Genomic DNA, 9,958 nt, shown 5'->3' on the forward strand with positions numbered 1-9,958 from the left:
ATCAACATAGGGTTGACCCAACTGTACCTATAGAAGATGTTGCAGGTGCTGTAAAGGAATTGATATGGGAAGGTAAAGTCAAACACTTCGGCATGTCAGAAGCTGGTGCGCAATCCATCAGAAAAGCACATGCTGTACAACCGGTAACTGCTTTGCAAAGCGAATACTCATTGTGGTGGAGGGAGCCGGAGCAGGAGATTCTTGCTACGCTCGAAGAACTGGGAATTGGATTTGTTCCATTTAGCCCATTGGGAAAAGGTTTCCTGACAGGCAAAATCGATGAAAAAACAACATTTGACAAATCAGATTACCGCAACAGTGTTCCGCGGTTCTCCGAGGAAAACCGCCAGGCAAATCAGGTTCTGGTTGGGCTGCTGCAGAATTTAGCGAAGGATAAAGATGCTACACCAGCGCAAATTGCACTAGCATGGCTGCTTGCGCAAAAGCCATGGATTGTTCCAATTCCAGGCACTACAAAGCTGCACCGCCTGCAAGAGAATATCGGAGCAGCTGATATAGTTTTGAGCGCCGACGATTTGTCAAAAATTGAGATTGCACTATCAAAAATTGACGTACAGGGACATCGTTATGGTGAAGCTGGTCAAAAAATGGTGAACCGTTAGTGGCGCATCAAACCATGTGGTTTATAAATATGAACATACCTGCATCTCTATCTACTAATTTACATCGTTATGAAATGTATCGTCATATTAGGTTTGCTCTTGAGTCTGAACAGCGTTATGTTCACTGCATGCTCAAAATCGAAAAATACATCAGCTGCAAACACAAACTCAAAAATGAAGAACACAGATACGCTCGCGAATAAAAAGGTGCTGATAGTGTATCTATCGAGAACAAACAACACAAAAGCTATCGCAGAGATCATTCAGAAATACACAGGTGGGAAGCTAGTAGCCCTGGAATTGGTTACCCCATATCCGGAAAACTATAAAAAAATAGTAGATCAGGTTTCCAATGAAAATGCTACAGGTTTTTTGCCCCCGCTGAAAACTAAAATTGATAATCCCGGGCAATATGATTTGATATTTCTTGGCTTTCCCACCTGGGGTATGCAGCTGCCACCACCCATGAAAAGCTTTTTAAAGCAAAATGATTTGAGCGGTAAAACTATTGTCCTTTTTAACAGCAATGCAGGTTATGGCATTGGCAGCACATTTGACACAGTTAAAGAACTGACGCCAAACAGCACAATACTTGAAGGCTATTCTACAAAAGGCGGAATAGAAAGAGATGGAGTATTGTTCGTAATTAAAGACAGCAAAGAAGAAGAGGTTACAAAACAAGTACAGGTCTGGCTACAAAAGCTGAAGATCATTCAATAAAATTTAAGTTTATGAAAAAATCAATAGCAAGCCTAGCGGGCACTTCATTTTTAGCAATATTTATGACAATATATACAGACGCACAGGATAAAAACCCAAAAAGTAAATCGGGTAGTAACGTTAATTCAGATGCAGCATCACATTTCACGGGCAACACCTCAGTAAAGATGTATACAGATGCAAAAAATGGCCTGGAATGTTCTGTCGGGAGCGTTTCTTTTGAACCCGGTGCAAGAACTAACTGGCATTCCCACGGCGGAGGGCAGATCCTGCTCATCACTGAAGGAACAGCTTTTTATCAGGAGAAAGGGAAACCAAAGCAAATACTACATAAAGGGGATTTGGTTACTTCTCTGCCCGGCGCTGAGCACTGGCATGGGGCCACACCTGATAGCCGGATGACACATACTGCTATTGGTCCGAATGCTGATAAGGGTACCGTTATCTGGCTGGGAAAAGTAGACGATGACATCTATCTTTCTGGACAAACCCAGATAGCTGGTAAACAGTTTCTTACCCGGCGGCAGCAAAGCATCACAGCAATTGCAGCCTTGACAGCTAAAGGCAATTTGCCTGCGCTTGAATCCGAATTAACCAAAGGGCTTGAAGCAGGGCTGACGGTAAATGAAATTAAAGAAATCCTTGTTCAGTTATATGCTTACTGTGGTTTTCCTAGAAGCCTGAATGCGATCAATACATTGAATACGTTGATGGAGGAGCGTAAGGCAAAAAACATCAATGATCCAGTAGGCGATGAGCCAGTTGTGCTCAGCAGCAATGTCAATAAATACGAGCTGGGTAAAAAGAACCTGGAGACTTTAACAGGGAAACCAGAAACGGGTCCAAAAACCGGATATGCAGCTTTTGTCCCCGTTATCGAGCTATTTTTGAAAGAACATTTGTTCGCAGATATTTTTAGCCGTGGCGTACTGAGTAATCAGGACCGTGAACTGGTAACTATTTCGGCGCTCAGCAGTCTGGGAGGAGTAGAGGCACAGTTGCAATCCCATATGGGACTCAGCATGAATACAGGGCTTACCAGAGATCAGGTGTCGCATATGCTGGATGTAGTTGCTGATGTTGCCAGTACTGCAGATGCCGATGCCGGCAGGAAAGTGCTTGAAAAACTTAAGGCAGGATAACCAATTACTATCAAAGATCCGGGAAAAAAAGTTTTCTGATCTTTTGATATTCACATATCATTCTTAAACTAGGTGAATGCGGTGTGATTTCCAATATTTAATTCCGGTCAATCCTATATAATCTACCGCCGTCCGTTATAGCATATAAGGCGTTGTCAATACCCTGCGTTATATCCCTGAAACGCTGTTGCTCAGCTGCCAGCAACCTTTCTTCGCCAGTTACGCGGTTATTAGCGATCGTCAACCTTACAATGTGCATTCCGCTTAATGCGGCTATAAACAAGTTATTTTCCCATTCAGGTATGCGATTGCCCCTGTAAAAAGTCATTCCGCTTGGCGAGACCACCGGATCCCAGTAATAAGCTGGCTGCTCCATACCAGTTTGCTGCTGTATGGCGCCACCTATTGGCTGTCCACTATAATCTATTCCGTAAGTAATCACCGGCCATCCATAATTTGCTCCGGGTTTGATCAGGTTGATCTCGTCTCCTCCCCGTGGGCCGAGTTCACCTTCCCACAAATCACCTGTTACAGGATGTATTGCCAGGCCATGCTGATTCCTATGTCCAATAGAATACAGTTCAGCACGCGCACCAGCCTGCCCCGCAAATGGATTTCCTGCTGCAGGCTGTCCATCTGTGGTAATACGCACGATTTTGCCAATAGCAGAGTTCAAAGCCTGTGCCTGTACGCGGATGCCCGGATCGGATCTGTCTCCGCTGCTCACCAGCAGGTTTCCGGTACGGTCGAAAATAACCCTGCTGCCATACTGGTTGGTACCTGAGTAGGCAGGTGTAGCACGATAGATCACGGTTACATTTTCCATGCCTGCTTCATTTGCAGAAAGACGGCCCTTGGCAACTGCCAGGACACTTCCGTCAGTTCCCTTTTCAGAGTAAGACCAGTAAACCATTCTGTTGGACGTAAAGGAGGGATCTGCACAAAGGCCCAGCAGACCGCCCTGGCCCGCGCTGTTGACAGCCGGAATTCCGGTAAGTGCATTACCCGCCTGGCCACTTGCTGTAACAAGGCGCATTGTTCCTGCTTTTTCAGTAATCAGAAACCGGCCGTCCGGCAGCGCGGCGATGCCCCAGGGACTTGTCAGAGCGGTAGTAAGTACCCTCGAACTGTAGGCGGTGGCTGTGCGGACAGCGGCTATGCGCGTCTGTCCTGCAAATGCCGGCCGGTATGTTGAATTTGGTGGTAGTGTTTCAACTGAGGTCCCGGGAGCAGTCGTTTCCGGAGGTTGCGTAGTTCCAGTATCATCACTGCCCTTTGAACATGAAATGGCCATGACGATAGATCCGGCCATTAGTAAGAACATATAATTTTTCATAAGAATAGGTTAGGTTAATATATCTACGAAAAATATAGGCGCAGCGGTAAGAAACAATCTATTTATTTATCACTGTTGTATTCTGCATCAGTTAACTTTTTAGCTGGCATTAATGGAGAATGTCCAAAGGTCCTTTATTATTACTGTTTTTCATATCATATTTACATTTGAGAACCTGGTAATATAAATCTCTTACCTTTTATCCATGGGTATAGTATACAGATTACTGATAATCCTACCAATATCACTGATTGCAGACCTCCGCTTTTGAAAACAATTTTACAGGTGTTATTTTTAATTTATCGCAATAGCTTTTCGCCTATATTGCGCGTTAGCTGTTATCAATATTTAAAACAACTTGTCTTGTATGGTCAATCTTAATGTAAATCACAAAACCTATCAGATCGATGCGGATCCTGATATGCCGCTGCTCTGGGTGATCAGAGATATCATCGGGCTTACCGGCACTAAGTTTGGCTGCGGAGTTGCCCAATGTGGTGCCTGCGTGATTCACCTGAATGGCGAAGCTGTACGTTCATGCGTAACCAAACTCAGCCGAGGTGCTGGTCAGGAGATTACTACTATTGAAGGCTTATCAGCTAATAATAACCATCCTGCACAGGTAGCCTGGAATGAAGAAAATGTGCCGCAGTGCGGGTACTGTCATTCTGGTCAGATCATGTCTGCTGCAGTGTTATTGAGAGAAAAACCTGAACCTACAGATCAGGATATCGATGATGCCATGGCAGGTAACCTCTGCAGATGTGGTACTTATTTACGCATTCGTAAAGCGATTCATCTGGCTGCGGAACTGCAAAAGAAGGAAGGAGTTACCAAATGAACAAATTAATGAAACCCTGGAAAAACTTTAAGCCTTCAAAATCGGTGATCGTGATGGGCCTTCTGCTGTATGTAGCTGGCCTGATGGCTTTTGGCATGAACCGTACGACTACGCTCAAAGTAGAAAACCCTGAACCGATAGTATTCAGGAAAGACAGTGTTGCCTCTGTGAAAGCTTTCACCGCGGTATATAAAGTATTGATGAGCCCCCGCTGTATGAATTGTCACCCACAAGGTGATATTCCTTTGCAGGGCGATGACAGCCATTTGCACACCATGTTTCCAAAAAGGGGTTTGGAAGGTAAGGGAGTGCTTGCAATGAAATGTGCAAACTGCCACCAGCCGACTAACACGCCCGGTTTACACACTCCTCCGGGAAATCCCAACTGGCATCTACCGCCTGCAGATATGAAAATGGTTTTCCAAGGCAAAACGCCACGTCAGTTAGCAAAACAGTTGGTAGATCCTAAGCTAAATGGCCACAAGGATATGAAAAAGCTGATTGAACACGCTGATGACGGATTGGTAAAGGCAGGATGGAACCCCGGTGAAGGACGTACATTACCGCCGATGAGCCATGCCGCATTCAAAAAAGCCTGGTTAACCTGGCTAAGCACCGGTGCCTATGCACCAAAAAAATAACAGATTCAATCGATTCTTAAAGAATAACATATGTCAGTATCAGAAGAAGTTGAAAACCTTTCCAGAAGGAATTTCCTCAGGATTGCAGGTATTGCAGGCACAGCCCTCTGCCTGGGATTATACGTGACCGACGACGCAGAAGCAAGTGTGCTCACCGACACAGAGGCCAGACTTGCAAATGCAGGTGTTGCATTAGCAGCCTGGATTATTATCAATACCGATGGTAAAGTAACACTCATTTGTCACCGGGCCGAAATGGGGCAGGGCGTATACCATTCAATTGCCCAGATTATTGCCGAAGAGCTTGAGGTAGATCTGTATGGAGTGGATATTCAGCTTACACAAGGGGATGAAAAAAAATACGGTAGCCAGCTAACCGGCGGAAGTTCTACCATAAGAGGCAGCTATAAAAATCTGCTAAAGTTAAGCGCAACTGCGCGTGAGGTACTAATCATGGCAGCTGCGGCGCGATGGAAAGTTCCTGCTGCAGAATGTTTTGCAGAATCCGGACATGTAATTCATAAACCCTCCGGTAAGAAATTCCATTACGGAGAATTGGTAGTGGAGGCCGCTAAAATAACAGCTCCGAAAAATGTGAAACTTAAAGCACGCTCAGACTATAAAATCATAGGTAAGGGAAACCACCGTCGCGATTCGCCAATGAAAACAAGTGGCGAAGCTATCTTTGGAATCGATAAAAGAATCCCGGGGATGAAGTTTGCAGCGGTTGAACGTAATCCGCGCATGCGTGGCAAAGTTAAAAGTTTTGATGCTACGGCAACACTGAAAGTTCCCGGTGTAATCAAAGTGTTTAAAGTGGTGATGGGAGTTTGGGATACTGACCGCGAGGGAGTGGCTGTGGTAGCTAATTCTACCTGGGCGGCCATTCAGGGCAAGAAGGTATTGCGTGTAGAATGGGATGATACAGGCTTTGAACATATCAGTACCCCTGAAATCTACACCCGCCATCGTGAACTCCTGCAGAGCAGCGAAGGGTTATCTTTAAAGACACAGGGTGATCCTACAGGAATTATCGCTCAGGCAAAGGATAAGTTGGATGTAGTCTATGAAACGCCTTACCAGTCGCACAGCTGCATGGAGCCGGTAAATTGTATTGCTCATTTTCAGGGTGATAAAATAGAGATCTGGGGACCTGTACAGGCACCTAACTGGATACAGGATTATGTAAGTAAAAAGATGGGAGTGGCAAGAGAAAAGGTCATTGTTAATATGACTTTTCTTGGTGGCGGTTTCGGACGTAAAGCAATGCCGGATTATCCCTATGAAGCTGTACTTGTTTCCAAAGAGATAGGTGCCCCGGTACAAGTAGTTTGGACAAGAGAAGATGATGCAACGCAGGGACCTTACCGTCCGGGTGTTTCTTACCGTTGCGAAGGAGCTGTGGAGAATGGCAATGTTACTGCGCTCAAGTTTCGCATGGCGGGGCAGAATAATGATCATTGGCGTGGAGGTGACAATGGAAAACCAAACAGAAGTACCTCAGAAGGTTTTTTAAAACCTTATTACGATTCGATCAAAAATATCAGTTTTGCTGATGTTCCTTTTAAAACACCTATACCAACCAGTTTCTGGCGGTCAGTTTATGCTTCTACCAATGGCTTTGCCTATGAAAGCTTTTTAGACGAAATTGCCCATAAGGCAATGAAAGATCCCCTTGATCTCAGGAGGCAATATCTGAAAGATGAACGAAGCCAGTTGCTGATCAATAAAATGGAAGAGGTATCTGGCTGGAAAAGCAGAAAGAAGAATGAAGGTTATGGAGTAGCCATTACAGAATGTTTTGCTAGTACAGTTGGGCATATTGTTAAAGTCTCAAAAGCACCCGCTGGTGGTGTACATATTGACAAGGTTTGGGTCTTTGTAGATTGCGGCTGGTATGTAAATCCGGATATTATCAAAGCACAGGTAGAGGGTAGCGTAGTAATGGCTATTGGTGCAGCAACTATACATGAGATTACTTTTAAAGATGGTATGGTTGAGCAGCGGAACTTCTACGATTACAAAATGCCAAGGATTACAGATATACCGCCAACGGAAGTGCATATTATGGATAACGATGCAGATGCAGGAGGGATGGGCGAACCGGGATTACCAGCTTTCGCACCAGCTTTAACCAACGCAATATTTGACCTGACAGGAAAGCGGATCAGGAAACTGCCTTTTAATCTGGCAAAGGTTTAAACTTTAAACATTGGTAGCCCTTACAGATAATCAAATCCAGGCTAAACGCAATATCTGCGTGTGCCAGTCAGTATGCTTCAGCAAGACTTTTGATTCGGCAGGGATTCTATCCATGATATGTGTAAAAGTAGATTTACCTGTAACCTCTTTGACCGTTGAATTTAAATGGTTAACGTGCACTGACAGTGTGCCTGTGCATAATCCTTTGCAGATTCCAATTTCAAAGCTTGAGAAGGAGAATCAAGGGGGAATTGTGGTTCAGGCAGCATCTTTTTTAAAAGATCTTCCATCATAGCCAACTGCTGCGGATCAATTAAAAATCCCGTCTGCTATACTGCATTGGCCGCTCGCAGAACTTTTCCATTTCAAACACGTTGAACTGTCCCATAATACCCGGTTCCACATTGCGTTCCAGGAAAAACTCTTCAGCTGATTCTTGTTTGCCCATACATAAAATTATGAGATTCAAAGGTAATCTCCTAATGACTGAACAATACTGCTCTGCATTTTTCTTTTAATGGACTATATTGCAGACGTAAAATCTAAAAGTTAAAATATCAATGAAAAAGTTATGTGGAAGCTTAACCATGCTTATGCTCGGTTTAAGCACGACTTATGCTCAAAAGGTCCAGCCTATGCAGCAAACTATAAGCCCGGTGTCGGTGAGGCAGTCGATTTTTCCTTCAATTATTCCTGCACCGGTGTCTGTAAAACCAGGCAAAGGCTCTTTTATCTTAGGTAAGTCAGTTGTTCTGGTTGTCAGCCCTGGTGCCGATCCTGAAGCAGAAGCTATCGTTCGCAGAAGCATGATGCTGGCAGGAGTAGAAACTATCGGGGAAGCCAAACAGATACCTTCAACCCTGGACCGTCCCTATATTGTGCTTGGTACCGGAACTTCAGCACCTGTACGTACAGCACTCAAGTTAAGCGGTAATGTGCTTGACAGTCATGCAGAAGGATATACTCTTACCAGCATGACAATTGGTAGCGGTGCACTGATCACTCTCGCCGGACATGATGCTGATGGTTTATTTCATGCCGCACAAACTTTTCGACAACTCTCAGTAAGGCCGGCCTTTCCGGCGCTGGTGATCCAGGATCATCCTGCTATGCCTATCCGTGGTACTATTGAGGGCTTTTATGGTGCGCCGTGGACTATGACAGACCGTGCGAAACACCTCAACTTTCTCGCAAGCGTAAAAGCAAATACATATATCTATAGTCCTAAAGATGATCCCTATGCACGGGCCAAATGGCGTGAGGCATATCCTGCTACGATTCTTAAAGAACTAGGTACACTGGCAGCAACAGCCCGCCGCAACCACATCAACTTTGTGTATGCAATTTCTCCGGGACCAACCATCTGTTTCTCTGAACCTGGCGACCTTAAGGCACTGGAACAGAAGTTTGATGCGCTGCGCTCTATTGGGGTGCACAGTTTTTATGTGGCCCTGGATGATATTGAATACACCAAATGGAATTGCGAACGCGATAAGGAAACATTTGGACCGTCAGGGCCTGAGGCCGCAGGTATTGCACAGTCCAGATTGCTGAACGCGCTGCAGGCGAACCTTAAAATTAAAGATCCTAAGGCACCCGCATTAATCATGGTTCCAACTGAGTATTATGATGCCAAGGAAAGTCCATATAAAGCAGCTTTAAGAAAGAATCTTGACCCGCAGATTGTAGTACAGTGGACTGGTACAGACGTTGTACCACCCGCTATATCCACAAGGGATGCCAAGGCTGCAACAAAAGCATTTGGGCGGAAGACACTCTTATGGGATAACTACCCGGTTAATGATTACGGAGAATCCACCGGGCGCTTATTGCTTGCTCCTTATACACGCCGTCAGGCCGGATTAGCAGCAGAATTATCAGGGATTCTATCAAATCCCATGAACCAGGAAGCACCAAGTCGTGTTGCAGTTACCGGAGTGGCTGCCTTTGCCTGGAATGACAAGGATTATGATGCTGAGCGCACATTGCATGCTGCAGCACGTGATTTGGCTGGAGGTGATCCACGTACCACCAGAGCAATGCTCACCTTTTTTGATACACAGCATCTGGCGCCAACATTCGGCAGTCAACCCTGGCAGGAACAGGCTCCACAGTTAAAAGCATTACTTGATGGAGTGCGGGATGCGATTTCTTCTGGTGATGATGATGCAAGACATTTGGCTATTGCAGGCTTAGTCAAATTTGCTGACGAGTTTGCAAACGTTCCGGAAATTATCCGTGCTGGTACGCCAGACTCATCATTTGCCCAAACCTCCCGCCCATGGCTTGATGCTATGCAGTTATGGGGAAAAGCATTTCAATTGACTGCAGCCGGTCTTGATGCCGCGGATAAAGGAAGCTCGGCAGCTCCGCGTTATTTTGCCAGTGCTAAAAGTTATGTTAAGCAAGCAACCGCTATCCAGACTATACCGGGAGCAACCCGCTTTGGCGGT

9 protein-coding genes are annotated in these 9,958 nt (G+C 45.3%); 7 read left to right on the forward strand and 2 right to left on the reverse strand.

Annotated features, from left to right (window positions below; all coding sequences use genetic code 11):
• From ABWY16_RS21360 to ABWY16_RS21370, 3 genes are all read left to right on the forward strand, one after another.
• Positions 1–623: aldo/keto reductase (locus ABWY16_RS21360; RefSeq protein ID WP_353906699.1), on the forward strand; the 623-nt coding region annotated here is incomplete at its 5' end.
• Positions 624–797: 174 nt separating this feature from the next.
• Positions 798–1,343, forward strand: a complete 546-nt coding sequence (locus ABWY16_RS21365; RefSeq protein ID WP_353906700.1) for a flavodoxin family protein — start codon at positions 798–800, stop codon at positions 1,341–1,343.
• Between the two features lie 62 nt (positions 1,344–1,405).
• Positions 1,406–2,485 (forward strand): cupin domain-containing carboxymuconolactone decarboxylase family protein, encoded by a 1,080-nt coding sequence (locus ABWY16_RS21370; RefSeq protein ID WP_353906701.1) that lies wholly within the window; start codon positions 1,406–1,408, stop codon positions 2,483–2,485.
• Positions 2,486–2,582: 97 nt separating this feature from the next.
• Here ABWY16_RS21370 and ABWY16_RS21375 read toward each other — a convergent pair whose 3' ends face one another.
• A complete protein-coding gene (locus ABWY16_RS21375; protein WP_353906702.1) occupies positions 2,583–3,821 on the reverse strand; it encodes a PQQ-dependent sugar dehydrogenase in 1,239 nt (412 codons plus the stop codon).
• Positions 3,822–4,188: 367 nt separating this feature from the next.
• On the opposite strand from ABWY16_RS21375, the gene ABWY16_RS21380 reads away from it, so the two are divergent.
• The 3 genes from ABWY16_RS21380 to ABWY16_RS21390 are packed head-to-tail and all read left to right on the forward strand — an operon-like array spanning position 4,189 to position 7,505.
• Positions 4,189–4,662, forward strand: coding sequence for a (2Fe-2S)-binding protein (locus ABWY16_RS21380; RefSeq protein WP_353906703.1), 474 nt, complete (start codon positions 4,189–4,191; stop codon positions 4,660–4,662).
• On the forward strand, positions 4,659–5,303 hold the full coding sequence (locus ABWY16_RS21385; RefSeq protein ID WP_353906704.1) for a hypothetical protein: 645 nt from the start codon (positions 4,659–4,661) through the stop codon (positions 5,301–5,303). Before ABWY16_RS21380 ends, ABWY16_RS21385 begins: the two co-directional genes overlap by 4 nt.
• 30 nt (positions 5,304–5,333) lie before the next feature.
• Positions 5,334–7,505 (forward strand): xanthine dehydrogenase family protein molybdopterin-binding subunit, encoded by a 2,172-nt coding sequence (locus ABWY16_RS21390; RefSeq protein WP_353906705.1) that lies wholly within the window; start codon positions 5,334–5,336, stop codon positions 7,503–7,505.
• A gap of 313 nt (positions 7,506–7,818) precedes the next feature.
• On the opposite strand, the gene ABWY16_RS21395 is transcribed toward ABWY16_RS21390, so the two are convergent.
• A complete protein-coding gene (locus tag ABWY16_RS21395; RefSeq protein ID WP_353906706.1) occupies positions 7,819–7,953 on the reverse strand; it encodes a hypothetical protein in 135 nt (44 codons plus the stop codon).
• A gap of 112 nt (positions 7,954–8,065) precedes the next feature.
• Here ABWY16_RS21395 and ABWY16_RS21400 point away from each other — a divergent pair.
• A partial coding sequence (locus tag ABWY16_RS21400) for a glycoside hydrolase family 84 protein (protein WP_353906707.1) occupies positions 8,066–9,958 on the forward strand: 1,893 nt, incomplete at its 3' end.

Source organism: Pedobacter sp., assembly GCF_040513095.1.
GTDB lineage: Bacteria > Bacteroidota > Bacteroidia > Sphingobacteriales > Sphingobacteriaceae > Pedobacter.

Coding starts and splice junctions, on each gene's coding strand:
- ABWY16_RS21380 (WP_353906703.1), top strand. CDS start 4,189: ATGGTCAATCTTAATGTAAATCACAAAACCTATCAGATCGATGCGGAT.
- ABWY16_RS21385 (WP_353906704.1), top strand. CDS start 4,659: ATGAACAAATTAATGAAACCCTGGAAAAACTTTAAGCCTTCAAAATCG.
- ABWY16_RS21390 (WP_353906705.1), top strand. CDS start 5,334: ATGTCAGTATCAGAAGAAGTTGAAAACCTTTCCAGAAGGAATTTCCTC.
- ABWY16_RS21375 (WP_353906702.1), bottom strand. CDS start 3,821: ATGAAAAATTATATGTTCTTACTAATGGCCGGATCTATCGTCATGGCC.
- ABWY16_RS21370 (WP_353906701.1), top strand. CDS start 1,406: ATGACAATATATACAGACGCACAGGATAAAAACCCAAAAAGTAAATCG.
- ABWY16_RS21365 (WP_353906700.1), top strand. CDS start 798: ATGAAGAACACAGATACGCTCGCGAATAAAAAGGTGCTGATAGTGTAT.
- ABWY16_RS21395 (WP_353906706.1), bottom strand. CDS start 7,953: ATGGGCAAACAAGAATCAGCTGAAGAGTTTTTCCTGGAACGCAATGTG.